This window comes from Streptomyces sp. NPDC007905, from assembly GCF_042959345.1.
GTDB lineage: Bacteria > Actinomycetota > Actinomycetes > Streptomycetales > Streptomycetaceae > Streptomyces.
Window position 1 is genome coordinate 172,360 of sequence record NZ_JBIBKS010000017.1, and the last position, 26,806, is coordinate 199,165.

The 26,806-nt window shown below is 71.8% G+C and carries 27 protein-coding genes and 1 pseudogene; 16 read left to right on the forward strand and 12 right to left on the reverse strand.

What is annotated here, in order from left to right; genetic code table 11:
- The first annotated feature begins 63 nt into the window (after positions 1-63).
- Positions 64-852, forward strand: a complete 789-nt coding sequence (locus ACFZDC_RS28515) for a GDSL-type esterase/lipase family protein (RefSeq protein ID WP_391328391.1) — start codon at positions 64-66, stop codon at positions 850-852.
- A 684-nt stretch (positions 853-1,536) separates the two neighbouring features.
- On the opposite strand, the gene ACFZDC_RS28520 is transcribed toward ACFZDC_RS28515, so the two are convergent.
- Both ACFZDC_RS28520 and ACFZDC_RS28525 read right to left on the reverse strand, forming a co-directional pair.
- Positions 1,537-2,109, reverse strand: a complete 573-nt coding sequence (locus ACFZDC_RS28520; protein WP_391328392.1) for a hypothetical protein — start codon at positions 2,107-2,109, stop codon at positions 1,537-1,539.
- A gap of 39 nt (positions 2,110-2,148) precedes the next feature.
- Positions 2,149-2,838 carry an acyltransferase family protein gene (locus ACFZDC_RS28525; protein WP_391328393.1) on the reverse strand — a complete coding sequence of 230 codons (690 nt, stop codon included), beginning with the start codon at positions 2,836-2,838 and terminating at the stop codon, positions 2,149-2,151.
- A 766-nt stretch (positions 2,839-3,604) separates the two neighbouring features.
- Between ACFZDC_RS28525 and ACFZDC_RS28530 the strand changes: the two genes are divergently transcribed.
- Complete coding sequence (locus ACFZDC_RS28530) at positions 3,605-3,817, forward strand: helix-turn-helix domain-containing protein (RefSeq protein ID WP_391328395.1); 213 nt, start codon at positions 3,605-3,607, stop codon at positions 3,815-3,817.
- Positions 3,818-3,829: 12 nt separating this feature from the next.
- Here the strand turns inward: ACFZDC_RS28530 and ACFZDC_RS28535 are convergent, their stop codons facing one another.
- The 3 genes from ACFZDC_RS28535 to ACFZDC_RS28545 form a co-directional block, all read right to left on the reverse strand.
- Entirely contained in the window at positions 3,830-4,315 is a 486-nt protein-coding gene (locus ACFZDC_RS28535; RefSeq protein ID WP_391328397.1) for a hypothetical protein, read from the reverse strand.
- A gap of 148 nt (positions 4,316-4,463) precedes the next feature.
- The gene (locus ACFZDC_RS28540; RefSeq protein WP_391328504.1) at positions 4,464-4,871 is read right to left on the reverse strand and encodes a hypothetical protein; all 408 of its coding nucleotides are present in this window, start codon (positions 4,869-4,871) and stop codon (positions 4,464-4,466) included.
- A 97-nt stretch (positions 4,872-4,968) separates the two neighbouring features.
- The gene (locus tag ACFZDC_RS28545) at positions 4,969-5,211 is read right to left on the reverse strand and encodes a hypothetical protein (RefSeq protein ID WP_391328398.1); all 243 of its coding nucleotides are present in this window, start codon (positions 5,209-5,211) and stop codon (positions 4,969-4,971) included.
- Between the two features lie 559 nt (positions 5,212-5,770).
- Between ACFZDC_RS28545 and ACFZDC_RS28550 the strand changes: the two genes are divergently transcribed.
- The 3 genes from ACFZDC_RS28550 to mug all read left to right on the forward strand — a co-directional run bounded on the left by ACFZDC_RS28550 (position 5,771) and on the right by mug (position 8,641).
- Positions 5,771-6,199 carry a hypothetical protein gene (locus ACFZDC_RS28550; protein ID WP_391328399.1) on the forward strand — a complete coding sequence of 143 codons (429 nt, stop codon included), beginning with the start codon at positions 5,771-5,773 and terminating at the stop codon, positions 6,197-6,199.
- 415 nt (positions 6,200-6,614) lie between these two features.
- A complete protein-coding gene (gene purB, locus ACFZDC_RS28555; RefSeq protein WP_391328401.1) occupies positions 6,615-8,057 on the forward strand; it encodes an adenylosuccinate lyase in 1,443 nt (480 codons plus the stop codon).
- Positions 8,054-8,641, forward strand: coding sequence for a G/U mismatch-specific DNA glycosylase (gene mug / locus ACFZDC_RS28560; RefSeq protein WP_391328506.1), 588 nt, complete (start codon positions 8,054-8,056; stop codon positions 8,639-8,641). Before purB ends, mug begins: the two co-directional genes overlap by 4 nt.
- Here mug and ACFZDC_RS28565 read toward each other — a convergent pair.
- Both ACFZDC_RS28565 and ACFZDC_RS28570 read right to left on the reverse strand, forming a co-directional pair.
- Positions 8,602-9,045: a hypothetical protein gene (locus tag ACFZDC_RS28565; RefSeq protein WP_391328403.1), complete on the reverse strand. Its 444-nt coding sequence runs from the start codon at positions 9,043-9,045 to the stop codon at positions 8,602-8,604. The two genes, mug and ACFZDC_RS28565, sit on opposite strands and share 40 nt — an antisense overlap.
- A gap of 41 nt (positions 9,046-9,086) precedes the next feature.
- Positions 9,087-9,329 (reverse strand): hypothetical protein, encoded by a 243-nt coding sequence (locus ACFZDC_RS28570; protein ID WP_391328508.1) that lies wholly within the window; start codon positions 9,327-9,329, stop codon positions 9,087-9,089.
- On the opposite strand from ACFZDC_RS28570, the gene ACFZDC_RS28575 reads away from it, so the two are divergent.
- Together ACFZDC_RS28575 and ACFZDC_RS28580 are read left to right on the forward strand one after the other, a co-directional pair.
- Positions 9,253-9,759: a LuxR C-terminal-related transcriptional regulator gene (locus ACFZDC_RS28575; RefSeq protein ID WP_391328405.1), complete on the forward strand. Its 507-nt coding sequence runs from the start codon at positions 9,253-9,255 to the stop codon at positions 9,757-9,759. The genes ACFZDC_RS28570 and ACFZDC_RS28575 overlap by 77 nt on opposite strands.
- 98 nt (positions 9,760-9,857) lie before the next feature.
- Positions 9,858-11,015 (forward strand): ROK family protein, encoded by a 1,158-nt coding sequence (locus ACFZDC_RS28580; RefSeq protein WP_391328407.1) that lies wholly within the window; start codon positions 9,858-9,860, stop codon positions 11,013-11,015.
- A 134-nt stretch (positions 11,016-11,149) separates the two neighbouring features.
- Here ACFZDC_RS28580 and ACFZDC_RS28585 read toward each other — a convergent pair whose 3' ends face one another.
- Positions 11,150-11,911 carry a GntR family transcriptional regulator gene (locus ACFZDC_RS28585; RefSeq protein WP_391328409.1) on the reverse strand — a complete coding sequence of 254 codons (762 nt, stop codon included), beginning with the start codon at positions 11,909-11,911 and terminating at the stop codon, positions 11,150-11,152.
- A gap of 239 nt (positions 11,912-12,150) precedes the next feature.
- A pseudogene (locus ACFZDC_RS28590) lies at positions 12,151-13,055 on the reverse strand (sigma factor-like helix-turn-helix DNA-binding protein).
- Between the two features lie 120 nt (positions 13,056-13,175).
- On the opposite strand from ACFZDC_RS28590, the gene ACFZDC_RS28595 reads away from it, so the two are divergent.
- Together ACFZDC_RS28595 and ACFZDC_RS28600 are read left to right on the forward strand one after the other, a co-directional pair.
- Positions 13,176-13,829: an NAD(P)-binding domain-containing protein gene (locus tag ACFZDC_RS28595; protein WP_391328411.1), complete on the forward strand. Its 654-nt coding sequence runs from the start codon at positions 13,176-13,178 to the stop codon at positions 13,827-13,829.
- A gap of 104 nt (positions 13,830-13,933) precedes the next feature.
- Positions 13,934-14,764: an alpha/beta fold hydrolase gene (locus ACFZDC_RS28600; protein WP_391328413.1), complete on the forward strand. Its 831-nt coding sequence runs from the start codon at positions 13,934-13,936 to the stop codon at positions 14,762-14,764.
- Between the two features lie 64 nt (positions 14,765-14,828).
- Here the strand turns inward: ACFZDC_RS28600 and ACFZDC_RS28605 are convergent, their stop codons facing one another.
- Entirely contained in the window at positions 14,829-15,788 is a 960-nt protein-coding gene (locus ACFZDC_RS28605) for an EamA family transporter (protein WP_391328415.1), read from the reverse strand.
- Between the two features lie 47 nt (positions 15,789-15,835).
- Between ACFZDC_RS28605 and ACFZDC_RS28610 the strand changes: the two genes are divergently transcribed.
- From ACFZDC_RS28610 to ACFZDC_RS28625, 4 genes are all read left to right on the forward strand, one after another.
- Positions 15,836-17,263, forward strand: a complete 1,428-nt coding sequence (locus ACFZDC_RS28610; protein ID WP_391328417.1) for an aminotransferase class I/II-fold pyridoxal phosphate-dependent enzyme — start codon at positions 15,836-15,838, stop codon at positions 17,261-17,263.
- A 108-nt stretch (positions 17,264-17,371) separates the two neighbouring features.
- The gene (locus ACFZDC_RS28615; protein ID WP_391328419.1) at positions 17,372-18,958 is read left to right on the forward strand and encodes an alkaline phosphatase D family protein; all 1,587 of its coding nucleotides are present in this window, start codon (positions 17,372-17,374) and stop codon (positions 18,956-18,958) included.
- A gap of 518 nt (positions 18,959-19,476) precedes the next feature.
- On the forward strand, positions 19,477-19,665 hold the full coding sequence (locus tag ACFZDC_RS28620; protein WP_391328421.1) for a hypothetical protein: 189 nt from the start codon (positions 19,477-19,479) through the stop codon (positions 19,663-19,665).
- A 426-nt stretch (positions 19,666-20,091) separates the two neighbouring features.
- On the forward strand, positions 20,092-21,540 hold the full coding sequence (locus ACFZDC_RS28625; RefSeq protein WP_391328423.1) for a GNAT family N-acetyltransferase: 1,449 nt from the start codon (positions 20,092-20,094) through the stop codon (positions 21,538-21,540).
- Positions 21,541-21,598: 58 nt separating this feature from the next.
- Here ACFZDC_RS28625 and ACFZDC_RS28630 read toward each other — a convergent pair whose 3' ends face one another.
- Positions 21,599-22,798 (reverse strand): PLP-dependent transferase, encoded by a 1,200-nt coding sequence (locus ACFZDC_RS28630; RefSeq protein ID WP_391328425.1) that lies wholly within the window; start codon positions 22,796-22,798, stop codon positions 21,599-21,601.
- Between the two features lie 60 nt (positions 22,799-22,858).
- On the opposite strand from ACFZDC_RS28630, the gene ACFZDC_RS28635 reads away from it, so the two are divergent.
- Positions 22,859-23,341, forward strand: coding sequence for an AsnC family transcriptional regulator (locus tag ACFZDC_RS28635; protein WP_391328427.1), 483 nt, complete (start codon positions 22,859-22,861; stop codon positions 23,339-23,341).
- Positions 23,342-23,393: 52 nt separating this feature from the next.
- Positions 23,394-25,085, forward strand: coding sequence for a DUF885 family protein (locus ACFZDC_RS28640; protein WP_391328429.1), 1,692 nt, complete (start codon positions 23,394-23,396; stop codon positions 25,083-25,085).
- A gap of 9 nt (positions 25,086-25,094) precedes the next feature.
- Here ACFZDC_RS28640 and ACFZDC_RS28645 read toward each other — a convergent pair whose 3' ends face one another.
- Complete coding sequence (locus tag ACFZDC_RS28645; protein ID WP_391328431.1) at positions 25,095-25,937, reverse strand: SDR family oxidoreductase; 843 nt, start codon at positions 25,935-25,937, stop codon at positions 25,095-25,097.
- 161 nt (positions 25,938-26,098) lie between these two features.
- Between ACFZDC_RS28645 and ACFZDC_RS28650 the strand changes: the two genes are divergently transcribed.
- Positions 26,099-26,776 carry a hypothetical protein gene (locus tag ACFZDC_RS28650; RefSeq protein WP_391328433.1) on the forward strand — a complete coding sequence of 226 codons (678 nt, stop codon included), beginning with the start codon at positions 26,099-26,101 and terminating at the stop codon, positions 26,774-26,776.
- Positions 26,777-26,806: the final 30 nt, after the last annotated feature.

Consider the following 26,806-nt stretch of genomic DNA (forward strand, 5'->3'; position numbering starts at 1 on the left):
GTCGCCGGTCGAGCGGGGGCGACCGACCGACGGGTATGTCGCCGGGATACCATCACTGGCGCCATGCAGACGAATCCCATACCATCTTCGCACTCCAGCCTGGTCGCGGTCGGCGACTCCTTCACCGAGGGCATGTCGGACCTGCTCCCCGACGGCTCCTACCGGGGCTGGGCCGACCTCCTCGCCACACGAATGGCCATCCGCACCCCCGGGTTCCGGTACGCCAACCTCGCCGTGCGCGGGAAGCTGATCAAGCAGATCGTCGACGAGCAGGTGGGCGTGGCGGCGGCGATGAACGCGGACGTCGTCACGCTCGTCGGCGGGCTCAACGACACGCTGCGCCCCAAGTGCGACATGGGCCAAGTGCGCGCTCTGCTCACGGAAGCGGTGGAACGGCTGGCCCCTTCGTGCAAGCAACTGGTGCTGATGCGCAGCCCGGGCCGCCAGGGACCGGTACTGGAGCGGTTCCGGCCGCGCATGGAGGAGCTGTTCGCCTGCGTCGACGAGCTCGCCGGGAAGCACGGCGCCCTGGTGGTCGACCTGTACGGGGCGCCGTCGCTGGCCGACCCGCGGCTGTGGGACGTGGACCGGCTGCATCTGACGGCCGAGGGGCACCGCCGGGTCGCCGAGGCGGTGTGGCAGACGCTCGGCTACGAGCCCGAGGACACCGACTGGCGCACGCCGATGCCCGCCACGCTGCCGCCGGGCTGGGTGACACGCCGGGCGGCGGACGCACGGTTCGCCCGGCAGCACCTGCTGCCGTGGATAGGACGACGTCTGACCGGCCGCTCCTCCGGGGACGGCCGCCCCCCGAAGCGGCCGGAGCTCCTGCCGTACGAGGCTCAGGCGTAGCGCTCCTGGCGTGATCACGGGGTGATCAACGTCTGGGGCCGGATCCACGAGTTCACCCCCCGGCCGGAACGCGCCCCTCGGACGTCGTCCACGCCGGCCGGCGCTGGACCGGTGGGAACAGCAACTCCTCGGCATCACCCGGAAGGGAAGAAGCCCACGGTCACCCACCGGGGCTTGCCGACCTTCGGCTGGGTTGCCGAACGTGAGGGTGGCCCGGGCCTCTTGTCATGAACCGGTTTCAGTGGCTGTGTCATGAGCCGCATCAGTGTCGCGGAGGGCCATCTCGTGGGGTTCAGGGTGAGCGGCCCTCGGCAGCGCGTCGGGCGAGGCCGGAACAAGGCGACGACCGCGCGCTGATCGCAGTGTCGGCCGCCTCCAACCGCTCCAAGGCCGGCCAAGACCCGTCCACGTGGCTGCCGCCGGCCGCCGGGTACCGCTGCCAGGACGCCACCGACTGGATCGCCGACGAAACCCGCTGGGGACTGAGTATCGACGCCGCTGAGTCCGCCGCGCTCGCCGACCCGCTCGACACCTGCCCGGACGTGCCGATCATGCGGATCGCGGGCCTCGTCCGCCTGGTGCGGGATCCGCAGCACGACGGGCACCCGTCGCCTCGGCGAGCCGGACAGTGGCCCGCCGCACGACAAGCGGCTGGTCTCCCACCGATGACCGGGCGGGTGGGCGTCAGTCCGTCATCACGGAATTGCCCGACGGAGTGATGGCGTACCACTCTTTGTCCTTGTCCTGGCCGTTCATCAGGCCGGCCTTCGTGTCGCCCACGTACCGGTACAGCGGCCAGCCGGCGAGGGCGAGCTGCTTCATGCCGTTCCGGTGGACCGTGCCGAGAAGGCTCTTCTCAACCCCCGAGGCCTGTACGGAGTCGTCCACGATGACGGGCATCCACGTCTGCGTGCACGAACCGGCGCACGTCCACTTGGAGGGAGCCGGCCGGTCCTTGCCATAGCGGTAGAGGGTCATCCCCTTGTCGTCGGTGACCACACTGCCCATGCCCTTCATCGCCTTGGCCCTCACCATGGCGGTCACGGCCATGTTTCCGCTCGAGGAGTTGCCACCGGCGGCCGGTGCGGAGGTCGCGGGATCCGACGCGGCCGGGGCGGCGCTGCCGGGACTGGTGCCGGACGCGTTGTCGTTCGAAGAGCCGCACGCTCCCAGCAGGAGAGCGGAGACGAGCCCCGCGGCCGAGGCAAGGACGATGCGTTGCGGGATCAAGGGCTCACCCTTCGTCGGGAGTCGCATCTACGTACTCCCTTGTTACGTGGGTGGCTCACCGGGCTCTCAGCCGCTGATGTCACATGACGCGGTTTTGACCATCACCGTGTTCGCTCGACGGAGGGCAGACGCCCACCCACATGCGGACGGTGGCCTGTCGGGCGAGCAGAAGTAGTGGTTCACGGTCCAAACGGAACCCTGGATGAGGCCGAGAGCCAGGACGGGCGTGGCGGCCAGTCCGGCGAACCATCCCCACGGCAGGCGTTGAACTCGTTCCGACGCAACGACGACTCCTGCGCCGATCATGCCCGCAACGAACACGGGAGCGCGATGAGGAGCGAGCCAGTTGTTGCCCTCCACGGGAGATGCGTCAGCCGCCATCAGCCCACGGGCGATCACCGGGAGTGTCACACAGGCGATCAGTACCGTCGCGCTCAACCGCCGCCGCACGAACAGGAAAAGCGGAAAGAGGAGATAGAGTTCGGCCTCCACTCCGATCGACCAGAACGCGCCGTTCGGAGTAGGAGCGCTGAACATGTCCTGAGCAACGAAGCCGTACACCAGGATTGACGCGCCGGTCGGTCGTCCGTAGTGCGAAGCCGACACCACGAACCAGGAAATGATCAGGCTCATGGCCAGCGCTGCCCAATACGGAGGCAGGATGCGCCAGGCGCGCCGGCGCAGGAACTCGCCGACGCCACCCGACCGCCAGTCGTGACGCGCCGGGGAGATCGCCAGGGAGAAGCCGGACAGCACCAGAAATAAGACGACGGCGAGGCGCCCGAACTTCAGCCCGTCCAGCCACGCAGGCGCCGAACTGTTGGGAAAGCCGGGCAGGTGTACAACCAGCAGTGGAACAGGACCACATAAAGTGCCGCCAGTCCGCGGAGACCGTCCAGACCCGGTACTTGCCGACGGACGCGTGCCCGGCTCGTCCTCTCCTCCTGCCCCGCTGGGGCGGCTCCGTCGAGAGCACTGCTGGCTGGACGGCGCAAATCCACTGAAATCGTTCGACCCTTTCTATGGGCACCGTGTACCACACACCACCGACGTCCCGGCGGTCGCCGCACGATGCAACCCGCGACCGGCGCGTGCCCGCCGACCCGTTTCCCTGGCAGTACGCCAGGCGGCACGGTGCCGCCCGCAGTGACTGGTACGTGGCGTCCGGTCGGGCAGTTCAAAAACCAAGGCGCCATGATCCTCGTGTGTCCGCCTCCTGTTCCTCCTGGGCGGCGTGGCGCTGCTCTGGGGCTTCGTCCGCACCGTGCCCTTCCTGATGTTCATCGTCACGGCCATCCGGTAGTTGATCCCGACGCGTTGGCAAGCTTCGGCGCTGCTCAGGCCCTGATCCATGGTCCGGAAGTATTCCTCTCGCTCACGGACCAGAGTCCTGCGGCCCTGAGCCTGACCCCGGTTCTCCCGGATCTCGAAGTCCATAGCACCCCCTGAACTGGGGTGTTGCAACGACTCCTGGAACCCGAGCTGGCGGACCGGGGCCTTTCGCATGTCCGGGAAGGCTTCAGTGGAGGACAACGAGGTCTGGATGACGGCCCGCGAGGCCGCCGATCTGACGGGCGTGAGCATCGTGACTGTCTACTCGTGGGTCCGCCGAGGCCACCTGAAAGTCGCGGGCCTCGATCACCGAGGCCGGAAGCTCTTCCGGCACATCGCCGTCGCCCAGGCCGAGAAGGCCACCCGGGCGAAGGCCAAGCGCGCATGGGTCCCAACCGCCTGAACTGGGAGCCAACTACTTCGGCATGACCATGCCCTGGTCCGTCACCTCGTAGTTCTGTAGGCACTCCAGAAGCGCAGCTTCCGACACGTCATACGGACCGCCGGCCTGTTGCTTGCAGAACTTGGTCAGGATCTGGGATTTCTGCGCAGCGGATACCCCGGCAGGTTGGTTGTTCTGCTGCTGGTTGTTCTGCGACTGGTCGTCCACCTGGCCCTGCACCCAGGGATCCGGGGAAGAGGCACCCGAGCCGCCATCGGAGCCCAGGACCGCACCGCCCAGGAAGAATGAAGCCACGGCGATGGCGACGACGCCTCCCGCCAAGACCACCGGCCGCTTCCACCAAGGCGTCTCCATCCCCGCCAGGATGGCCTGATACTCCGGGTCGTACTCGTCCCGCCAGCCGTCCGGTGAGTCCGTCGGCTTAGCCGTGGTGTGCGTTGTAGGAGCGTCGGACGGGCGCGGGGGAACGTTCGGGGGAAGTGGCGACGGGTTTTCCACGACAGCCTCCTTGGAGCCCTGACCGGCAACTAGGTCGTGCACGAGGAGTCGGGCGGCACAGAGTACGCATGAGACATACATGGGATCTACACAAAGGTCCGGGTCGTGATCCAGCCGTGAACTACTGACGGCCGCCAGGGTCAGGGCGTCATGACGCGGGGCTCTCCGACTGCTGTTGCGGGACACTGCCGTTGACCCTCGCCTGCGGAAGAGGATCGGCTGGTTTGAGCACTCCATCCGACTCCGGGAGCTTCGCCGCGGAGAACTTAAGGATCAGCGCGGCCTGGAGATGGGCCTTGAGGGCCGGGTCATCGACGTCCTCCAGAAGCCGGATCGCCTGACCGGCGTCCCGTTCGACCTTCATGTCCTGTCGGAGCGACTGAGTCTGCGACTCCATGTGCTTCAGCGCCAGATCCGCCCGCAGGTGGAACAAGGTCCCGATGACCGTCATCACGAGACCCGCGACGCTCGCGGTGACGGAGGCGTACTGATCTCCGGTGGTCTCCGTCTTGAAGATCGCCATGCCCACGCCGGAGAGCAGGACGAGGCCGCCTATCCCCGCGCTCCCTCACGGGGTCATGTCCTGACGGCTCCCCCAGCCCCGTGAGGTGAGACGAGCCCCGACCGTCCGAGGACGGCCGGGGCTCTCGTCGTCAGCCCTCGTCTCGCGAGTAACGGACCTCGTTCTCGCCGATCCAGCGGTACGACCAGTCCAGCGCCGCCGTGATCTTCTTGACGCTGCATTCCGGCAGATGTTCCCTGGCAGCTTCCAGGGCCGCTTCGACGGCAGCGTTGTAGGCGGTTCTGATTCGGGCCTCGCCCACTGTCGACCCGGCGGTCTGAAGATCGAAGTCGAGCGTGATCGTCATGTGCTTCGGCACGGGGTCCTGCGCCATGGTCCCTCCCCTTGATGACGTACAGGGTCGTCAGTATCGGCGCGAGGCGGGATCACCGCCATCGAACAGCCCAGAACTCTCAACTGAGCGTGAAAATAAGAAATCGTGGTGTGACGGGTCGGCCGACCAGGGCTGGGCCCTGTTCAATCCCTGATCGCCGGCGGTAAGCGTTCCGGGCGGTGTCGTCTGTGTGGCGCGGCCCGGAAGGCGGCCCGGCCCAGGACGGTAACAACGGCTGGCTCAAGGAGATGGATCGGTCTTGTGGGCCGTGTCCGCTCGGCGAGCCGGGCGCTGCCGGACCGGCGGGTGTGGTGCGGCACGATGGCGCCCTGTGAACCACGTCCTGCGCGGATGGGCCGCCAACCCTCGCTGCCGCCCGACGCGGTCGACCGGCTGATCTCGAACGCGGATGCCGACCTCGCTGAGGTCCTGGCCGGTCGCCCGGACCTCAGCCGTGGGTCACCGCTACACTCCCGACGATGGAAACGGGCTGGAAGCATTTGGAGACCTCCTCATGAGGCCGACGCCTCTGTGGCTACTTGGCACCGCACTGCTCCCGATGCTCTGCCTGACGGCCTGCACATCCGACAAAGACCCTGCGCCCGACCGCTCCACGGCATCGTCCCCTCACCCAGGCGCAGATCCCTCGGCGCAGAAGAAGCTCACTGCACAGGCGCAGTCGGCACTCGATGCCGTCACTGAGCAAGGTAAGTCGATGATTGAGTCGGGGGTGGAACGCGTCTCGGACGGGATCCACACCCGGCCCGACCTTTCGATGGGACGCCCCTACAAGCTGACGGTGGTATGCGCCGGAAAGGGAAATGCGGAAATCGTGTTCACCCCGAGCAAGGCTGCGGCAAAGAAAGCCGTACCCTGCGATCGCTCCGTAGTCTTCGAGCGTTTCACGAGCAGTAAGTCCCTACGAATCGACGTTCAGGGCAAGGCTGAGGCAACCGGAATGATCGCCTGGCGGATCAACACCGTGTAAGCCGCTGTCCCGGGGGCCGCATCACCCCTGTGGTGAGGGTGCTGACCCAGGCTCCGCATACCAAGACCGCGGGTAAGGCCGTGGTGCCGATGAGGGCGCCCCATGTCGCCAAGTCCACGGCAGGTGACTGTGCCACTCGGGGGCCCTCGATCATCCAGATCATCGTCACGTTCTGGCGACGACACGGTGCGCTCAGCACATACCCGCCCCGCAGGGCGGGGTGTCCGGTTCCCTGATCGGAAGGGTCCGGATCAAGGCCTCGGGCGGTGACGGCCCCACCGTCCGGGCCGCCGCCGTCTCACGGCTATCTCACGGGCTGTGTGCGAGTCGGCGGACTGGGAACCTCTGACCTGGACGTTCTCACTCTGTGTGGACGGTTACGGACCACGGTGGACGGTGGGTAAACTCCGTTTACGTGACTTCAGCGCCCGCCAAGCCCCGCATCCCCAACGTCCTCGCCGGACGCTACGCCTCCGCCGAGCTCGCCACGCTCTGGTCCCCCGAGCAGAAGGTGAAGCTGGAGCGGCAGCTCTGGCTCGCCGTGCTGCGGGCTCAGAAGGACCTCGGCATCGAGGTGCCGGACGAGGCGATCGCCGACTACGAGCGTGTCCTCGACACCGTCGACCTGGCCTCGATCGCCGAGCGCGAGAAGGTCACCCGGCACGATGTCAAGGCGCGGATCGAGGAGTTCAACGACCTCGCCGGGCACGAGCACGTGCACAAGGGCATGACCTCCCGTGACCTCACCGAGAACGTCGAGCAGCTGCAGATCCGGCTGTCGCTGGAGCTGATGCGCGACCGCACGGTGGGTGTCCTGGCACGTCTGGGCAAGCTGGCGGGCGAGTACGCCGAGCTGGTCATGGCGGGCCGTTCGCACAACGTGGCCGCGCAGGCCACGACCCTCGGCAAGCGGTTCGCGACCGCCGCCGACGAGCTGCTGGTCGCCTACGGCCGTGTCGAGGAGCTCCTCGCCCGCTACCCGCTGCGCGGCATCAAGGGCCCGGTCGGCACCGCGCAGGACATGCTGGACCTGCTGGGCGGGGACGCCGGCAAGCTCGCCGAGCTGGAGGACCGGATCGCGCGGCACCTGGGCTTCTCGCAGGCGTTCACCTCGGTCGGCCAGGTCTACCCGCGCTCGCTGGACTACGAGGTCGTCACCGCGTTGGTGCAACTGGCGGCGGCGCCGTCGTCGCTGGCCAAGACGATCCGGCTGATGGCCGGCCACGAGCTGGTCACCGAGGGCTTCAAGCCGGGCCAGGTCGGCTCCTCCGCGATGCCGCACAAGATGAACACACGCTCCTGCGAGCGCGTCAACGGCCTGATGGTGATCCTGCGCGGCTACGCCTCGATGACCGGTGAGCTGGCGGGCGACCAGTGGAACGAGGGCGACGTGTCCTGCTCGGTGGTGCGCCGGGTCGCGCTGCCGGACGCTTTCTTCGCCCTCGACGGCCTGCTGGAGACGTTCCTGACCGTCCTCGACGAGTTCGGGGCCTTCCCGGCGGTGGTCGCCCGAGAACTGGACCGCTACCTGCCGTTCCTCGCCACCACCAAGGTCCTCATGGGCGCCGTGCGCGCCGGGGTCGGCCGCGAGGTCGCGCACGAGGCGATCAAGGAGAACGCCGTCGCCACCGCGCTCGCGATGCGCGAGCAGGGCGCCGAGCGCAACGAGCTGCTCGACAAGCTCGCCGCCGACGAGCGGCTGCCGCTCGACCGCGAGCAGCTTGCGGCGCTGATGGCCGACAAGCTGTCCTTCACCGGCGCCGCGGCCGACCAGGTCGGCGTGGTCGTCGGCCGCGTCGGGGAGATCGTCAAGCAGCACCCGGAGGCCGCCGGCTACACCCCCGGAGCGATCCTCTGACCCGCTTCACCCAGGCGGAACTGGAGGCCGCCCGCGACCGTCTCGTCCCGGACGTGGTCGCGGACGGTCTCCATGTGCTGTTCTGCGGCATCAACCCGGGCCTGATGACGGCGGCCACGGGCCATCACTTCGCCCGTCCCGGCAACCGTTTCTGGCCGGTGCTGCACCTGTCCGGCTTCACCCCGAGGCTGCTGAAGCCCGCCGAGCAGCAGGAGCTGCTGACGTACGGGCTGGGCATCACGAACGTGGTGGCGCGGGCGACCGCGCGGGCCGACGAACTGAGTGCCGAGGAGTACGTCGAGGGCGGCCGGCTGCTGACCGCCAAGGTGGCACGGCGGAGGCCGACGTGGCTGGCCGTGGTCGGAGTGACCGCGTACCGGGCCGCCTTCGGGGACCGCCGGGCTCAGGTGGGGCCGCAGGAGCGGACCGTCGGCGGCTCCCGGGTGTGGGTGCTGCCCAACCCCAGCGGGCTGAACGCGCACTGGACGGCGGCGACGATGGCGGAGGAGTTCGCGCGGCTGCGGGAGGCGGCGCGCGCGACGGATCAGGGAGGATCCGTTTCGGTCACCACGCCGAGGAGCTGAAGGGGCAGTTCCTTGTCCCAGTGGGACAGGCCGAGGGCGACCCACCGGCCCGAGCCGGCCGCCTCCCACAGGTGGACGTCCGGCACGTGCTCGCTGAGGCCCGCCCACGGCTCCTCGACATCCTCGCCGTCCGCCGCCCGGGCGAAGACGCTGCGCAGGCTGAAGCGCTGCGGTGGCCCCCACCGCTCCGTCAGCCGCTCCGCCAGGCCGTCCAGGTCGGCCTCGTACTGAGCCGCCGTCTCCTCCCACTCCGTGCCGTCGTCCTCCCAGAAGTCACCACTCGTCTGTAATACGGCTATGTGATAACCGGGCCCGCTCTCGCCGTGCTCCGACCTGCCGTGCGCCGCCGGGAACTCCCGGGCGCACAGCAGGTCTATGCGGGTCAGGCACGTCGCGATGTCCATGTGATCCAGTAAAGCGGGCAGCACTGACAATTGGCGTGCCGTCAGGCGTCCCTGCGGTGCACGCTCCACGCCCCGGCGAGCAGGGCGGCCGCCGCCCACGGTGCGGTGACCGCGAGCCCGGTCCAGGGGCCGAGGGCGCCGTCCCAGGTGCTGTGCAGGATGACTTGGCCGGCCCGGTCGGGCAGGAAGTCGGCGACGCCAGAGGACATGTCACCGATGACGAAGGACACGATCAGCAGGAACGGGATCAGGATGGAGAGGGTCGCGACGCCACTGCGCAGCACGGCCGTGAGTCCGGCGGCGAACAGTGCCGTCAGCGTGAGGTGGAGGCCGCAGCCGACGGCACTGCGCGCGGGAGCCGACGGGTTCCTGTTGAAGCGGGCCCGGCCCGCCGAGATCGTCCACGCGGTGCGGCTGGTGGCGGAGGGCGAGTCGCTGCTGTTCCCGGTGTCCGTACGACAACTCGCGACTCGGTACGGCGGCAACCACGCGCCACGTGCCCCGCTTTCGGAGACGGGGCTGACGGAACGGGAGGCGGAGGTGCTGCGGCTCATGGCGCGGGGTCTGTCGAACGCGGAGATCGCCGCCCGGCTGATCGTCGGCACCGAGACGGTGAAGTCGCACGTGAGTGCCGTGCTGGCCAAGCTCGGGGCGCGCGACCGCACCCAGGCGGTGATCGCCGCCTACGAGTCGGGGTTCGTCGCGCCGGGCTGAGGCGCGAGGTCCGCCGGGCCGGGGAGCCCGACACTCGCCGGGGTGCGCCGGGCCGAGTACGATCCGCCCAACACGCGCGCGAGCGGGAAGGACGGACGGTGGGGCAGCTGACCGGCGGCGATCCCTCGCTGCTGCGAAGGATCAATTCCGCGGTGGTGCTGCACGCGTTGCGTGCCTCGGAGTGCGCGACGCTCACCGAGATCACCCGGGTCACCGGGCTGTCCCGGCCGACGGTCGAGGGGGTGGTGGAAGGGCTCATCGAGGCGGGGCTCGTGGTCGAGAAGGCGGCCGAGGAGGGCACCGTGCGCCGCCAGGGGCGGCCCGCACGCCGGTTCCGGTTCCGGGCCGAGGCCGGTCATCTGCTGGGCCTGGAGATCGGCGCCCACCGGGTCGCCGCGCTCCTGTCGGACCTGGACGGACGGGTGCTGGGCGCACAGGCCAAGGAGGTCGACGAGTCGGCCCCGGCGGACGAAAGGCTGGACCGGCTGCGCGGCGCGGTCGCCGAGTTGCTGCGCCGGGCCGGGGTGGCACGCGGCTCGCTGCGGGCGGTGGGTGTGGGGACTCCGGGCATCGTGGAGGCCGATGGAACGGTACGGCTGGGCACGGCGCTGCCGCAGTGGACGGGCCTGAGGCTCGGTGAGCGGCTCAGCCGCTCCTTCAAGTGCCCGGTGCTGGTGGAGAACGACGCCAACGCGGCGGCCGTCGCCGAGCACTGGAAGGGTGCGGCGACGGAGACGGACGACGTGGTGTTCGTCCTCGCCGGGCTCAGCCCGGGCGCCGGTTCGCTGATCGGCGGGCGGCTGCACCGGGGGTACGGCGGTGCGGCCGGGGAGATCGGCGCGCTGCATCTGCTGGGCCGGGAGGCGACCCCCGAGACGCTGCTGTCCACCACCGACGAACCTTTGCATCCGCTGGACGAGCAGGCGGTAGCCGAGGTGTTCGCGCTGGCCCGACAGGGTGATCAGCGGGCGCGGGCGGCCGTCGAGCGGTTCATCCAACGGCTCGTCCACGACGTGGCCGCGCTGGTGCTGGCCCTCGACCCGGAGCTGGTCGTGATCGGCGGCTGGGCGGCCGGGCTGGACGGCGTGCTCGATCCGCTGCGCCGCGAACTCGCCCGTTACTGCCTGCGCCCGCCCCGGGTGGCGCTGTCCCTGCTCGGTGAGGCGGCCGTGGCCGCGGGAGCGCTGCGGCTGGCCCTCGACCACGTCGAGAAACAGCTGTTCGCGGTGGAGGGGACCGTGACGGCGCGGCGCTGAGGTTCGTCGCTCAGGCTGTCGCTGCGACGCTCACCAGCGCCCAGCCCCAGCCCCAGCCCCAGCCCCAGCCCCAGCCCCTGTGAAACGCCTAGCGCCCCGGCGGAGTTCCGGGGCGCGGCGGGAGGTGCGCAGACTCAGGAGGCCCGCTGCTCGGGGTCGTGGTGTATCTCGACGCCGGGCGAGTCGCCGAAGGTGAGCCGGCAGGTGTCGGCGCGGTAGGTCGCCACGGAGAGCGCCGCGGTACGGCCCTCGGTGAAGAAGCGGGTGGTGACGACCAGGACGGGCGAGCCGGGCAGCCGGTCGAGGTCCTTGGCGTCGTCCGCGCGGGCCGAGCCCAGCTCGACGGCACGGTCCTGGCCCTCGAGCTCCAGGCGCTGCAGCTCGCGCAGCACCGTACGCGCGCGTGCCGGGCCGGACGGGGCGTCGATCGCGGTGAGGTCGGGCACCGATGCGGCCGGGATGTGGAGCAGCTCGGTGGCGACTCGCTGGCCGTGGGACATCCGGGAGCGGCGCACGATGTGCACGGCTTCGCCGGAGCCGGTCTCCAGGGCCGCGGCGACGGCCGGCGGCGGAGCGGACTGGACACAGTCGACGGGCTGCCAGGCGTCGTCGCCGGTCCCCGGCCAGGTGTGCTGCTCGGTGCCGACGGCCACGCCCATGCGCGGGGGCGCGACGGTCGTACCGACACCGCGGCGGCGCTGCAGCCGGCCTTCCAGCTCCAGCTGTTCGAGGGCCTGGCGGAGCGTGGCACGGGCCACGCCGAAGCGGGCGGCGAGATCACGCTCGTTGGGCAGAATCTCACCGACCGAGAACTCGGAGTCCAGTGCCTCACTGAGCACGGTCTTCAGATGCCAGTACTTCGGTTCCGGCACCGTTTCCAGCTGCGTGGTCCCCACCCTGTCCTCCGCAAGAGCCGTGGTCCGGCGGTTTTTAGCGCCCTTGTTTATTAAAGGTTGTTGCACTTATCTGCGACCATAGGGCGACCGTCACCCTTGGTCAAGACCAATCCTCGATCCCTGGGGCGCTGCACGGGCGCTGCGCCGTGCAGCGTTCATGAGGCGTTCGCACGCCACCGCACATGTGACATTCCGGCAAAGCCCCCGCCGTACGAGGGGGGCTTTCGGGGCCGTACGGCTCAGTGGCCGGCCAGGGACCGCAAGTTGCGGATGGTGTACACCGTGGTGACGACACCGTCTGCGACGTCCACCTGGAGCACGGTGCCGGGCTTGCCCCCGGACAGGGTCAGCACCGCGGGACCGCCGTTGACCTCGATGAGCCGGAAGGACAGGTGGGTCGCGTTCTTGGCGGCGACGCCGGCGAGGAAGCGGCCCACCTTGTCCGCGGAGTGCAGGATCCGCACCGGCGCCTTCGCCCTGCCGCCGCTGTCGGCGACCAGCCGGGCCTCCGGGGCGAGCAGGGACATCAGCCCCTGGAGGTCCCCCTCGGTCGCGGCTGCGAGGAACCGTTCGGTCAGGTCCCGGCGCCGGGCGGGGTCGACCTCGTAGCGCGGCCGCCGCTCCTCGACGTGCCGATGGGGCCGCCCGGCGAGCTTGCCGTACCGCCGCCTCACCCCGGTCGAGCAGGGCGGCGATCTCGGCGTACGGGTAGCCGAACGCCTCCCGGAGGACGAAGACGGCCCGCTCCAGCGGCGACAGCGACTCCAGGACGACCAGCACGGCGAGGGAGACGGAGTCGGCGAGCAGGGCGCGGTCCGCGCGGTCCGGGACGGTGCGCGCGGTCCGCGCGGTCCGGGAGGGTGTCGCCGGACTCGGTCACGTACGGTTCGGGCAGCCAGGGGCCGGTGCAGGCCTCGCCGCGCGTCTTCACCCGGCACAGCCGGTCGATGGCCGGCCGGGTGGTGATGCGCACGAGGTAGCCGCGTGGTTCGCGGACCTCCGCGCGGTCGGCGCGTGACCCGCGCAGCCAGGCGCCCTGGACCACGTCCTGCGCGGCGGCGACACGGCCGAGCATGCGGTGGGCGACTTCCATGCGGAGGGACCGGTGCTCTTGGAAGACGTCGGTCACGGTGTCGGCGTTCACGGCTCCATCCCGGCCGACACACCCGCCGGTGTCGAGGCGGAATCGGCCCGTCCGGGACCGGCCCGGCCCACAATGTCCGCGGACCGTCGGTGGCCGGCGGCCGGGGTCCGGAGGTGACCGATGCGCTACGCGGTGCTGGGCACGGGCGAGGTGGGCCGCACACTGGGCGGCAGGCTGGTGGAGCTGGGGTACGAGGTGACCCTCGGGTCGCGTTCGAAGGACAATCCGGTCGGGCTGGAGTGGGCCACGGCCGCGGGGGGCAGGGCGCACGCCGGCACGTTCGCGGAGGCGGCCGCGGCGGCCGAGGTGGTCGTGAACGCGGTGGGTGGCCAGGTGGCGCTCGACGCCCTTCGGTCGGCGGGGGCGGACCACCTGGACGGCAAGGTGGTGGTGGACGTCTGCAATCCTCTGGCGTTCGAGGACGGGCAGCTGCGACTGGATCCGGTGGAGTCGGACAGCGTGGCCGAGCGGATCCAGCGGGCCTTCCCCGACGCGCGCGTGGTGAAGGCGCTGAACACCGTCAACTGCCAGGTGATGGTGGATCCCGGGCGGGTGCCGGGCGAGCACAACCTGTTCGTGTGCGGCGAGGACGCCGACGCCAAGCGGCAGGTGACCGAGTTGCTCGGGGAGTTCGGCTGGCCGGCCGAGCGGGTACTGGACCTGGGCGGCATCCGGTCGGCGCGGGGCATGGAGATGCTGCTGCCGTTGTGGCTGGGCCTCTTCGAGAAGTTCGGGCACGGGGATTTCAACTTCGAGGTACGCCGAGGGCGTTGAGGACGGCACGGGCGCACGCGCATCCCCAGGGGGCTACCCGCCGGTAGCAATTGCTGACAAGCTGTCTACGGCGTCCGTCAGCAGCCCAGACGAGGAGCACCCCCATGTCCGCCACCGTCTCCTTCAAGGTCCCCACTCCGCACGGCCCGAAGGACGTGACCGTCTCCTACGCGCGCGTGGGACGCGGCGAACCCCTGGTCCTGCTGCACGGCATCGGCCACCACCGGCAGGCCTGGGACCCGGTGGTGGACATCCTCGCGACCGAGCGCGAGGTGATCGCCGTGGACCTGCCGGGCTTCGGCGCGTCCCCGGGCCTGCCGCGCGGCCTGGCCTACGACCTCCCCACGACCAACTCCGTGCTCGGCGCCCTGTTCGAGGCCCTGGACCTGGACCGCCCGCACGTGGCCGGAAACTCGCTGGGCGGCCTGCTGGCCCTGGAGCTGGGCCGCGAGAGGCTCGCACGGTCCGTCACGGTCCTCTCCCCGGCCGGCTTCTGGACGGAGGCCGAGCGGCGTTACGCCTTCGCGCTGCTGCTCACCATGCGCGGCATCGCCCAGCGGCTCCCGCTGCCCCTGGTGGAGCGGCTGTCGCGGACCGCGGCCGGGCGTACCGCGCTGACCAGCACCATCTACGGCCGCCCCGCCCGCCGTTCGCCCGAGGCCGTGGTCGCCGAGACGCTGGCGCTCGCTGGGGCCACCGGCTTCGACGCGACCCTGCGGGCCGGCACCACCGTCCGCTTCACCGACGGTCTGCCGGGCCTGCCGGTCACCGTCGCCTGGGGCACCCGCGACCGGCTCCTGGTGCGCCGCCAGGGCATCCGCGCCAAGACGATCATCCCGCACGCCCGGCTGGTGCGGCTGCCCGGCTGCGGGCACTGCCCGATGAGCGACGACCCGGCGCTGGTGGCACGCGTCCTCCTCGACGGCAGCCACTGACCGGCCCGGGCCCCGGTCCTGGCGTCGACCTTCCGTCGTCCGCCGGAGGGCGCCCCCTGCGGCGTCAGGGGCGTGCATGGCGTCGCGCGGTGGGCCGGCGGAGTGTGCCGACAGGGCCCAGCGCACCTGAGCCGAGGGCGACCCCGGCGCCCACCAGGGCGCTGCCAACGGCCTGTACGGGCCCGTAGGCGCCGGTGCCGACGAGCGGGGCGGTACAGGCGGCGGCCACCGGGATGAGCCCGGAGAAGAGCGTGGCGCGCTCCGCGCCGAGCCGCTGCATCCCCATGTACCAGCACACGAAGCCGACGACGGTGACGACCGCCGCCTGCCACAGCAGCGCGGCGGCCTCCGTGGCGTCGGGACGGCGCAGCCATGCGCCGCCGTCCAGGACAACACCGGCGAGCGCGGCCTCGACGGCGGCGACGGCACACACCGTCGCGGACAGCAGCCGCGGCCCGAGCGGCCGCAGCACCGGAGCGGCGAGCACCGCGAACCCCACCTCACCGCCCAGCGCGCATGCCGAGAAGGCGATCCCGGGCCCGTCCGTACGGCCCCAGCCCTGCACGGTGAAGGCACCGACGGCGACGAGCAACGCACCGTGGAACACCGCCCGCTGGGGGCGGCGCCCGCCGAGAAGCGGGACGAGGACGGCCACCACGACCGGTGCGCAGCCGACGAAGACACCGGGGACCGCGGGTTCCGCGCCGCGTTCGGCGGCGATGACGGCCAGGTTGAACCCGACCATGCCGATGGCCGCCAGCAGCACGAGCCGGACCCACTGGAGGGTGCCGAGCGCGCGCAGCCGCGGGGCCCCGGCCCGTCCGGCGAGCGGGGCCAGCAGCAGACCGGCCAGGGCGTAGCGCAGGAACTGGCCGCCGGCGTACGGGTAGTGGCCCAGGACGCTGTTGGCGGTGAAGGACCCGCCTACCAGCACACAGGCGAGGGCGGCCAGGAGCGCTCCGTGGGTCGCCGTGGCCTTCCTGGGCGCGGCGGTCGGCTTCGTGCGTGGCGCGGTGGCTTTCATGACCGTGACGCTAGGAAGCCGTGCGGTCCGGTTTAAGGTCCACTTCCATGACGTCATCGGGGACCAATACGGCCGGCCTCGCGGGCTCCGCCGCGTGGGAGCTGCTGCTGCCGGCCGCCTCCGCACCGGCACGCGCGCGTGGCCGTGCCCTCCAGGCGGCGCTGCGCGAGGCGATCCGTTCGGGCCGGCTCGCGTCCGGTACGCGCCTGCCGTCCAGCCGGGACCTCGCCACCGACCTCGGCGTGTCACGGGGCCTGGTCACCGAGGCGTACGAACAGCTGGTCGCCGAAGGGTATCTGCGCAGCGGCCGGGGCGCCGGGACGTGGGTGGGCGAGGCGGTACGGGCGGCCCGGTCACGCGCGCGTGACCTCGCTCCCCGCTCCCCGGCCCGGGTCGACTTCGTCCCGGGTACGCCGGACCTGTCGCTGTTCCCGCGGGCCGCCTGGGCCGCCGTGCAACGCGCCGTGCTGGCCGAACTGCCGCACCACGACCTCGGCTACCCGGACCCGCGCGGACTGCCCCGGCTGCGCACCGCGCTGGCCGGACTGCTGGCCCGCCGTCGGGGCGTGGTGGCCGACCCCGAGCGGATCGTCGTCGTCTCCGGGGTCACACAGGCCACCACACTGCTCGGAACCGTGCTCCACGCGCGCGGGATGCGCACGATCGGTGTCGAGGACCCGGGCAGTCCGCAGCACGGGGCCCTCTACGCCGCGACCGGCCTGGGCACCGTACCGCTGCCGCTGGACGAGGACGGACTGGCCCTCGGACCGCTGCTCGCGTCCGGTGTACGGGCCGTGGTGACGACGCCCGCCCACCAGTACCCGACCGGGATCGCCTGTACAGCGGAGCGGCGCGCCGAACTGCTCGACTGGGCCCGGTCGGTGGACGGCCTGGTGCTGGAGGACGACTACGACGGGGACTTCCGCTACGACCGGGCACCCGTGGGCGCGCTCCAGGGCCTCGATCCGGAACGCGTCGCCTACATGGGGTCGGTCAGCAAGTCCCTCGCCCCCGGGCTGCGCCTGGGCTGGCTGCTCGCACCCGACGCCCTGTCGGAGGAGGTCGTGGAGCGCAAGCGGACCATGGACCTCGGCCATCCCTCGCTCGACCAGGCCCTGTTCGCACGCTTCCTGGAGCGCGGTGACTACGACCGTCAGCTGCGCCGCTGTCAGCGGGCCTACCGGGAGAGGCGCGACGCCCTGGTCGCGGCCCTGTCCGAGCACTTCCCCGAGGCACGGGTGTCCGGGATCGCCGCGGGCCTGCACGCCATCGCGGAACTCCCCGACCGGTACGGTCCGCAGGACGTCTTCCTGGAACGGGTCGCCGACGCCGGGATCGCCGTACGCCCGCTCAGTGCCTGCACGCACGCGCCTACCGGTGACGGTGGTGTCCGGCTGGTGCTCGGGTACGCGCATCTGCCGCCGGCCCGGATCCGGGCCGGCGTACGGCTGATGGCGCAGGCGCTCGCCGGCTGAGCCCCGGCCGGACAGCCCGTTGTTCACTCGGGGTTTGCGCGCGCGCCTCGGCGCACCAGTAGGTGTGGCTGTGCACACTGGCCGGATCCCGTCCCCGGAGGCGCAGCCATGTCACACCGTCCGTTCCCCGGCCGCCGCAGCGTTCTGCGCGGCTCTCTCGCCGCGTCGGCGGCCCTGACCCTGCCCGCGGGGCTCGGCGCGGCACCGGCGTTCGCCCTCTCCGGCCGCCCCAAGGCGGGCTGGGGCGTGCAGACGGGCGACGTGACCGCCGACTCGGGCCTGGTGTGGGTGCGTTCGGACCGGCCGGCCCGGATGATCGTGGAGACGTCGGCCACCGAGTCGTTCCGCAACCCGCGCAGATGGCAGGGTCCGCTGCTGGGTGCCGACACCGACTTCACCGGCACCACCCGACTGCACGGTCTGCCCTCGGGGGAGCAGGTCCACTACCGCGTGCTGCTCGCGGATCCGGACGACCCGCGCCGCACGGGCGAGCCCGTGACCGGCACCTTCCGCACCGTCTCCCGGCACCGCCGGGACGGCGTGCGGTTCCTGTGGTCGGGCGATCTGGCCGGCCAGGGCTGGGGCATCAACCCCGACCGCGGCGGCTACCGGATCTACGACGCCATGGCGAAGCTGGACCCGGACTTCTTCCTGTGCAGCGGCGACAACATCTACGCCGACGGTCCGATCGCCGCCACCCAGGCCCTGCCCGACGGCAGCACCTGGCGGAACATCACCACCGAGGAGAAGGCGAAGGTCGCCGAGACCCTCGCGGAGTACCGCGGCAACTTCCGCTACAACCTGCTCGACGAGAACCTCAGGCGGTTCAACGCCCAGGTGCCGTCCGTCGTCCAGTGGGACGACCACGAGGTGCGCAACAACTGGTACCCGGGCGAGATGATCGCCTCCACCGACACCCGGTACACCGAGAAGAGCGTCGACGTGCTGACGGCGCGCGCCCGGCGGGCGTTCAGCGAGTACTTCCCCGTCCCGACACTGCGGCCGGGCACGCAGGAGGGCCGCGTCTACCGCGTGCTGCGCCAGGGCCCGCTGCTGGATGTGTTCGTGCTGGACATGCGGACCTACCGCAACGCCAACTCGCCCGACGACCAGACCTTGGACCCGCAGGGCATCCTCGGCCGGGAGCAGCTGGAGTGGCTCAAGCGGGAGCTGTCCCGGTCACGGGCGGTGTGGAAGGTGATCGCCGCCGACATGCCGCTCGGCCTGGTGGTGCCCGACCCGATGGAGAGCGAGCCGAACTTCGAGGCGGTGGCGCAGGGCGATCCGGGCGCCCCGCTCGGCCGTGAGCTGCAGATCGCCGAGCTGCTGCGCTTCGTCAAGCACCGGCGGATCACCGGCACGCTGTGGCTGACGGCCGACGTGCACCACACCTCGGCCCAGCACTACCAGCCGTCGCGGGCCGCGTTCACCGACTTCGAGCCGTTCTGGGAGTTCGTCTCCGGACCGCTGAACGCCGGCGCGTTCCCGGCCAACACGCTGGACGACACGTTCGGGCCTGAGCGGGTGTTCGTGAAGGCGCCGACCGTGTCGAACGTCTCGCCCGCCGACGGGTACCAGTTCTTCGGCGAGGTCGACATCGACGGCGGCAGCGGCGAGCTGACGGTACGGCTGCGCGAGCAGGACGGCACGGTGCTGTTCACGCAGACGCTGCAGCCGGGCCGGGTCGGCCAGTAGGGCACCGGCGGCCGCCGGGTCCCGTACGTTCTGAGCCGTGCCGCGCACCGGCGTCATCCCCCGGAGCGCGGCACGGCCAGCTCTCCCGCCGATCAGGCGTTTTCGCAGGTCAGGATGATTGTCAGTGGTCGCCTCCGGCTGAGGCCTCCGAGGGGCTTCTGTTCCGGGACGAGAAGAAACTGGTGCGGGCCCAGCTCGTGCTGCCCGGCAAGGCGCTCTCCCGCGGGTCCGGCACGGCCTTGCAGCTGCTCCCGGTCGTGGCTCAGGCGTTCGGGCACGAGGACATCGCAGGTGCAGGAGCGGGCGCTCAGGCTCGTCGAGCGTCACGTGGAGAAGATCGGCTCCGGCGAGGTGTGTGAAGAACGTGCCTGCGCAGCCGAGCGGTTGACCCCGGCGCTGTGCGCTGGCCGTCGCCACGCTGGGCGTCGCGGCGACCGGCTCCGAAGAGGTGTACGAGGAGGCGCTGCGGGCCGCCCCACAGCCGGTACGGCCGGCGCCCATGCCGCTGACAGCGGCAAGTGGCCGAAGAGGTGGGCACGCTGCCGGCCGCCAAGGGCGACGTGGCCGCCTTCGAGCGGGCACTGGACGGTGTGGTGCGGCACCTGCTCGCCCAGTGGACGCCCTGCTGGTCCTCGCCGCCCGGGGAGAGCTGGATGCCGCGCGGCCGGACTCGGATCCGGGCGAGCCGGTGGGGCGCGGCGCGGTGAAGCCGAAACGGCCGGCCGCGCCCGGACGGCGACGGCCACGGGAGCCAACGCGACGACAGGGCAGGTGCTCCGGCACGCCCTGCCCGTTCCGCCGGCCGCCCTCGCGGCCGCCCGGCCGGAGGCGGCGGTGGCGGCGCGGGGCCTCGGGGAGCTGATGGCCGTGGCGGCGGAGTGCGCCGAGCGGTCCGGGCAGGCGGGGAGGTGCCGCACCTGGCGGCGACGGCCGCCCGCGGCGGCTCCTCCCGCCCGGCCACCCAGGCGCGACGGCTACGGGACGCGCCGGCCGAGGAGGTGGCCGCCCGACTCCCCCGTCCTACGGCGTATACCTCAACGGTAGAGATCGCGACAAAAAGGGCGGAAGCATACTTTACCCATCGGTCACAAAGCGTTCGTGATCACGCAACACCGTTCCTTCACAGTGGTTGCATGACTCCAGACATCTCTCAAGTGAACCGGGCCAAGCACGGACGGCCCGTGCACCACTGGCGGCGGGACCTCGTCGAACTCGCCGCCCTGTTCACGGCCGTTGCGGCGGCCGACGGAGTGGCGAACCTGATCGGGCATGGGCCCGACGGTCCGGCGCTGCTGGTGATCTCGGCGATCGTGCTGGCCGCGACGGCAGGCTTCCACACCTGGTGGGCCCGGCGGCACGGGCACGCACCGCCGGCCGAGCATACCGGTGCCCGGCCGGCCGCCGAGCCGCGGTCGTCCGGGCCCTCGCCGGAAACGGACCCCTCCGATCAGGAGGTGGACGCGGCGAGCACGCTGTGGCGGATGCGGACGACGGTGAGGGACGAGCCGGGTTCGCTGGCCGCGCTGTGCATGGCGCTGGCCGGGCGGCGGGTCGACATCCTCAGCCTGCAGACGCACCCGCTGGCCGACGGCACGGTCGACGAGTTCCTCCTGCGGGCGCCGCGGGCGCTGGCGGCGGCCGAGATCACCCGGGCGGTCTCGCTGGCCGGAGGCGCGTCCACCTGGATCGAGCGGGCCGACGCCCACGATCTGGTGGACGCCCCCACCCGGGTCCTCGGTCTCGCGGCGCGCACCGCGCTGGACACGGCGGAGCTGCCGCTGGCGCTGCGGCAGTTGCTGGGCCGGTGCACGATCCGCTCGCTGCCCGCGAGGCCGGTCGGCGGGGGCCGTGGGCCGGAGCCCGTGCCGGTCGAGGGGGTCCTCGAGGACACCGTCATGCGGCTGCGGGCGCCGGAGGGCGGCGTGCTCACCGTGGAGCGGCCGTACCTGCCGTTCACGCCGACCGAGTTCGCGCGGGCCCGGGCCCTCGTGGAGCTGGACAGCCGGCTCGGACCGCGGATTCCGCGCGGCCACGACGTGCTGACGCTGCCCGAGGGGAACGACATCGCCGTGCGCCGGGTGGACACCGGCGACCTGGCGGAGGCGAGGGCCATGCACGAGCGGTGCTCGAAGCGCACCCTCGGCATGCGGTACCACGGGCCCGTGGGCGACGCCGACCGCTATCTGAAGCACCTGCTCAGCCCCCGCTTCGGACGGACACTGGCCGCGCAGACCCCCTCGGGGCGCATCGTCGGCCTCGGGCATCTGCTGTGGGACGGCGACGAGACCGAGGTCGCCCTGCTGATCGAGGACGACTGGCAGCGGCGCGGGATCGGCGCCGAACTGCTCGGCCGCCTGGTGACGATGGCGGTGGAGGCGGGCTGCGAGAGCGTGTACGCCGTGACGCAGGCCTCCAACACCGGGATGGTGGCCGCGATGCGCGGCCTCGGGCTGCCCCTGGACTACCAGATCGAGGAGGGCACGCTCGTCATCACGGCCCGCCTGGACGCCGCCCCGGCCGCCGCACGGCCACCGTACGACGTGAGTGAGCAGCGGCTCGGCGGTGCGGCGCGCCGCGACTGAACCGGCTCGGCGGACGGCCCGGCGGTTTCCCGCCGGGCCGTCGTCGTGCGCAACCCCGTCAGCGCACGGTTTCCTGCAGCGGTACCGGCGTCCGGGTCCGCTCCCCCAGGGCGTGGTCCAGGTCCGCCCACAGGTCGTCGACGTCCTCCAGGCCCACCGACATCCGCAGCAGCCGGTCGCTCACCCCGGCCCCGCGCCGGTCGTCGGCGTCCACGATGCGGTGGCTGATGGACGCGGGGTGCTGGATGAGGGTGTCCACGCTGCCCAGACTCACCGCCGGGGTGATCAACCGGACCCGGGAGATCACCTCGTGCGGGTCGCCGTGCACCTCGAAGGCGACCATCGCGCCGCCCAGGCGCGGATAGCGGACACGGGCCACGCGCGGGTCGGCGGCGAGCCGGTGGGCCAGTTCCGCGGCGCTCGCGGAGGCGGCCCGGACCCGCACCGGCAGCGTGGACAGGCCCCTGAGCAGCAGATAGCCGGCCAGCGGATGCAGGACGCCACCAGTGGCGAAACGTATCTGCCGAAGTCGTCCGGCGAACTCCTCGTCGCAGGCGACCACACCGGCCAGGACGTCGCCGTGACCGCCGAGGTACTTGGTGGCGCTGTGCAGCACCAGTCGTGCGCCCTGTTCGGCGGGGCGTTGCAGGACGGGCGTGGCGAAGGTGTTGTCGGCGAGCAGCGGGACCGAGCCGCAGGCGTGGGCGACGGCCCGCAGGTCGACCTCGGCGAGGGTGGGATTGGCCGGCGACTCGACCATCACCAGGCCGGTGTCGGGGCGCAGCGCGTCGGCGATGCCGGCCGGGTCCGTCCAGGTCACCTCCGTACCGAGGAGCCCGGCGGTCAGCAGATGATCGCTGCAGCCGTACAGGGGCCGCACCGCGACGACGTGGCGCAGGCCCATGGCCGAGCGGGCCAGGAGGACCGCGCTGAGCGCCGCCATCCCGCTGGCGAAGGCGACGGCGGACTCGGTGCCCTCCAGCCGGGCCAGGGCGGTCTCGAAGCGGGCGACGGTCGGATTGCCGAGGCGGCCGTAGATCGGCGGGCCGGCCGGGTCGGCGCCGTCGGCGGCGAAGGCGTCGATGCGGCCGGCCTCGACGCGGCTGTCGTAGGAGGGGTAGGTGGTGGACAGGTCGATGGGCGGGGCGTGCAGGCCCTGGCGGGCGAGATCGTCACGGCCGGCGTGCACGGCCTCGGTGGCCAGTGCTCTCGATGCGGGGCGTACGGCGTCGTAGGCACCCGTGCTCGCTGTGTCCATGGGCGGAAGAGTGAACAGTGAACGGTTCTCTGACATCGAACACCGTGCTACGTTCGGCCTATGGCCGAATCTGTCGTACTGGATCCGGTGGACCTCCATCTGCTGCGCCTGTTGCAGAACGACGCCCGGACCACCTACCGCGATCTCGCCGCGCAGGTGGGCGTGGCACCGTCGACCTGCCTGGACCGGGTGACCCGGCTGCGCCGCTCGGGCGTGATCCTCGGCCACCAGCTGCGGCTGGATCCGGCGAAGCTGGGGCGCGGTCTGGAAGCCTTGCTGTCGGTGCAGGTCCGGCCGCATCGAAGGGAGCTGGTTGGCCCCTTCGTGGAACGGATCCGCGCGCTGCCGGAGTCGCGGACCGTGTTCCATCTGACCGGACCGGACGACTACCTGGTGCATGTGGCCGTGGCGGACATGACCGATCTGCAGCGGCTGGTGCTGGACGAGTTCACCGCGCATCGGGAAGTGGCCCGGGTGGAGACCCGGTTGATCTTCCAGCAGTGGGACTGCGGGCCGCTGCTGCCTCCGCACGCCCAGAGCTGAATCAGGGAGGCGTGGGTGACGCAGGCGTACTCCCCGTACGAGGATGGACGGCATGTCTGAGATCCAGAGCCAGCTGCCCCGCCAGGTCGCCGACGCGTACGTGGACGACCTCATCGCCCTCGACCCCGTCACCGGTACCTACCTCGGCGTGAAGGAGAGTTCGAGCAGGCTGCCCGACTACTCCCCACAGGGCCAGGAGGCCCTCGCGGAGCTGGCGCGGGCCACCCTCGTCCGGCTCGACGAGGCCGAGCGGCAGCCCGGCGCGGACAGGGACGTCGAGCGTCGCTGTGCCCGGCTGCTGCGGGAGCGGTTGACCGCCGAGCTGGCCGTGCACGAGGCCGACGAGCACCTGCGCGCGGTCGGCAACATGAGCACGCCCGGCCACTCGGTGCGGGACATCTTCACGGTGACTCCGGCGCAGACCGAGGAGGACTGGACGGCGATCGCCGAGCGGCTGCGCGCGGTGCCGGCCGCGCTCGCGGGCTACCGCCAGTCCCTGGAGGTCGGTCTGGAACGCAAGCTGTACGCGGCGCCGCGGCCGACCGCGACCTTCATCGAGCAGCTCACCGAGTGGTCGGACACCGACGGCGACGGCCGCGGCTGGTACGAGGACTTCGCGGCCGCCGGCCCGGACGCGCTGCGCGCCGAGCTGGACAAGGCGGCCCGTACGGCGACCGCCGCCGTGGTGGAGCTGCGCGACTGGATGCGGGACGTGTACGCGCCGGCCGTCGAGGGCGCCCCGAACACGGTGGGCCGTGAGCGGTACGCGCGCTGGGCCCGCTACTTCAACGGCACCGACCTGGACCTGGACGAGGCGTACGCGTACGGCTGGTCGGAGTTCCACCGCATCCTCGGCGAGATGAAGCAGGAGGCGGAGAAGATCCTGCCCGGCGCCGCGACGCCGTGGGTGGCGCTCGCGCATCTGGACGAGCACGGCCGGCACATCGAGGGGGTCGACGAGGTCCGGGAGTGGCTGCAGGGCCTGATGGACCGGGCCATCGAGGATCTGGACGGCACCCACTTCGAACTGGCCGAGCGGGTGCGGAAGGTGGAGTCCCGGATCGCCCCGCCCGGCGGTGCCGCCGCCCCGTACTACACGGCCCCGTCGGAGGACTTCTCACGTCCCGGCCGGACCTGGCTGCCGACCATGGGGCAGACCCGGTTCCCGGTCTACGACCTGGTGTCGACCTGGTACCACGAGGGGGTGCCCGGACATCATCTGCAGCTCGCGCAGTGGGCGCACGTGGCCGAGGACCTCTCCCGCTACCAGGCCACGGTCGGCGGGGTCAGCGCCAACGCCGAGGGCTGGGCGCTGTACGCGGAGCGTCTGATGGACGAGCTGGGCTACCTCACGGACCCGGAGGAGCGGCTCGGCTACCTGGACGCGCAGATGATGCGGGCGGCCCGGGTGATCGTCGACATCGGCATGCACCTGGAGCTGGAGATCCCGGCGGACTCGCCGTTCCGTCCCGGTGAGCGCTGGACGCCGGAGCTGGCGCAGGAGTTCTTCGGCGCGCACAGCAGCCGGCCCGCGGACTTCGTGGAGAGCGAGCTGACCCGGTACCTGACGATTCCGGGCCAGGCGATCGGCTACAAGCTGGGCGAGCGGGCGTGGCTGCTGGGCCGCGAGAACGCCCGCAAGCGGCACGGCGACGCCTTCGACCTGAAGGCCTGGCACATGGCGGCCCTGTCCCAGGGTTCGCTGGGCCTGGACGACCTGGTGGACGAGCTGTCCCGGCTCTGACGTCCCGCCTCAACGCCGGAAGCCGCCCTCGGAGTTGACGACCTCACCGGTGACCCGGTCCGCCTCGTCCGTGGCCAGCCACGCGATGAGCCGGGCCGGGTCGTCGGGCAGGCCCCAGCGTCCGGCGGGGAACCGGGCGGCAACCGCCGCGTGGGCCTCGCCGGTGGCGTAACCGGTGTCCACGGGACCGGGGTTGACGGTGTTCACGGTGATGCCGTGCTCGGCGAGGGTGGTTGACAGGGAGCGGGTGATCGAGGCGAGGGCGCCCTTTTGCAGGGCGTAGGCGATCTCGCCGGGCATCCCGCCCGCAATGTCCTGTCCGGAGGTCATCATCACGACGCGCCCGCCGGGCGTGCCCTTCGGGAGCCGGGCGCGCGAGCGGGCGTACGCCTGGACGAGCAGCAGGACCGAGCGGGTGTCCACCGCCCAGTGGGCGTCCAGCATCGCGGCGTCGATCTCGTCCAGGGTGCCGTCGGACCCGCTCAGCGCGTGGTTGGCCACGAGGATGTCGAGCCGGCCGAACTCCCGTACGACGCCCTCGACCAGCCGGGCCGGTGCCGCCGCAACGGACAGATCACCGGGTCCGGAGGTGACCCGCGCCCCGGGGTCGCCGAGCACCTCGCGCACCGAGTCGGCGACGGCCTCGGGGCTGTCGGCGCCCCAGGGCATCGCGGCGTCGTGCGGCACATGGTGATGCAGATGGACACTCGCTCCGTACGCGGCCAGCCGCCGGGCCACCGCGTGCCCGATCCCGGCTCGCCTGCCGGCCCCGGTGACCAGGGCCGTACGGCCACGCAGCGGCAGGGGGTCGCGGCGCAGGTCGTCGGGCGTGGGGTGGCCAGGAGTGGGCATGGACGATCACGGTACGGAGGGTGCCGGGCGGCGCGCGAGCGAATAAGAACGGCAGGGACGGGTGTCGGCACCGCTCGGCCGTACGGCCGCCTCCCGGTGGCGCGGGTGGTCCGCAGGCGGCTTGCTGGTGTCCGGGGCCGACGCGGAGAGGCGGACCGGGCATGCAGGCAAAGGGGCCGGGGCGGCAGGCGCTGCAGACCCCGCGGGCCGCCGGGTTGGCCGGAGTCGTGTTCGCGCTGCTGCTCGCGGCGGCGATCGTGCTGATCCGGCTGGGGATTCCCGAAGGCGCCGACGCGGTCGCCCCCCAGGGGTTCACGGACTCCGGGCGGCGCGACGCGGTGCGCACGGCCCTGGCGCTCGTGCCGTTCGCCGGCATCTTCTTCCTGTGGTTCTTGGGGGCCGTACGGGCCCACGTCGGGGCCGCTGAGGACAAGTTCCTCGCCACCGTCCTGCTGGGCAGCGGGCTGGTCTTCACCGCCACGATGTTCGGCGCCGCCGCGGCGGCCGGAGCCGTGCTGGCTGTCGCGCACCCTTCCGGTACCGCGCCCGGGCTGACCGCCTGGGACTTCGGCCGTCATTTCGCGTACACGCTGATGACGGGGTACGCGATGCGGATGGCGGCCGTCTTCGTCTGTTCCCTGTCGGTGATCGGACACCGTCTCGGCGTCCTGCCGCGCCGGCTCTCGGCGCTGGGCTTCCTGACCGCCCTGATCCTGCTCTTCCTCTCCTCGAACGTCCCCTGGGCGGAACTGGTCTTCCCCGCCTGGTCGCTGGTGATCAGCGTCTACATCCTGGTGGCGAGCGGTCGCGCAGGGTCCCGTGGCGCTCCCTCCGCGTGACCTGGCGGGGGTGGCATCGCCGCATCCCGC